Annotated in this window: 1 protein-coding gene; it reads right to left on the bottom strand. The window is 62.6% G+C overall.

Translation table 11 applies throughout. The features are described from left to right. On the bottom strand, positions 1–1083 hold a 1083-nt coding region (locus tag Q0349_RS06240; protein ID WP_298080014.1), incomplete at its 3' end, for a monovalent cation:proton antiporter-2 (CPA2) family protein. Positions 1084–1252: the final 169 nt, after the last annotated feature.

The following is a 1252-nucleotide window of genomic DNA, read 5'->3' as shown; positions in this document are numbered from 1 at the left end:
GTGCTGCACCGCGAAGGAGAGGAGGACGAAGCCGAATTCGCCCGCCTGCGCCAGCGCCAGGGTGAAGAGCGGCAGGCCGGTGCCACGCAGGCGGAAGATTTTGCCCAGCAGGTAAAGCACCGCCGCTTTGATCGTCATGACGGCGACGGTGAGGGCGAGGATGATGTGGTATTCGTGGCGCAGCAGCTCAAAGTCGATGCCCGCGCCGACGGTGATGAAGAACAGGCCGAGCAGGAGGCCTTTGAACGGCTCCAGCGTGCTTTCCAGTTCGTGGCGGTATTCGCTGTCCGCCAGTACCACGCCGGCGATGAAGGCGCCAAGCGCGGGCGAGAGGCCGATGAGGTTCATCAGCGCGGCGATGCCGACGACGAGCATCAAGGCGGTTGCGGTATAGACTTCGCGCATGCGCGAGCGGGCGATGTAGCGCAAAAACGGGTGCGAGAGGTAGTGGAAGGCGACGATGAGGCCGATGACGATGGCGAGGACGACGGGCGCTTTGAGGTAGGCGGGTAATCCCTCAAACAGCGTCGTCTCATGGCCGCCCGCGCCGTACGCCGCCGCCGTCAGCTCCGGCAGGGCAATCAGCGGCAGGAGCGCCAGCATCGGGATGACGGCGATGTCCTGAAAAAGCAGGACGGAAAAGCTCGCCTGGCCACCGGGGCTGTTCAGAAGCCCTTTTTCGCCCAGGGTTTGCAGAACGATCGCGGTAGAAGACAACGCCAGCACGCAACCGGCGGTAATCGCCACCTGCCATGGCTGGCCGAGCAGCAGGGCAAGCAGCGCGATGGCGGCGATGGTGCCGATGACTTGCAGCCCGCCGAGGCCGAGCAGTTTGGCGCGCAGTTTCCACAGCATCGCCGGTTCCAGTTCGAGGCCGATGAGGAACAGCATAATCACCACGCCAAATTCGGCAACATGTTGCACGTCGTGCGTTTCCTGGCCGACCAGATGCAGGGTCGGGCCGATGAGAATCCCGGCGAGCAGGTAGCCAAGCACCGAGCCGAGGCCGAGGCGTTTTGACAGCGGCACGATGAGGACGGCGGCGGCGAGGTAGATGAAGGCAGTGGTAAACAGGGCGGTCATGCAGTCTCCTTGCAGGTTGGAAAAAACAGAACCCCCTCCCCGCGCCGGGAAGGGGGCGAATATGAGGGGGATTCAAATGGTAAACAGCCTCCAAGAACCTGTTCAAAATCGTGGAGAAGCACTTTTCGATGTAGTGAACGAAGCGAGGCAAGCCGTCGATATGTCCCCT

This window comes from uncultured Cardiobacterium sp. (assembly GCF_938028185.1).
In the GTDB taxonomy this organism is placed as follows: domain Bacteria; phylum Pseudomonadota; class Gammaproteobacteria; order Cardiobacteriales; family Cardiobacteriaceae; genus Cardiobacterium.
The sequence above is the reverse complement of the archived record's forward strand: the minus strand, read 5'-3'. Positions and strand labels throughout refer to the sequence as shown.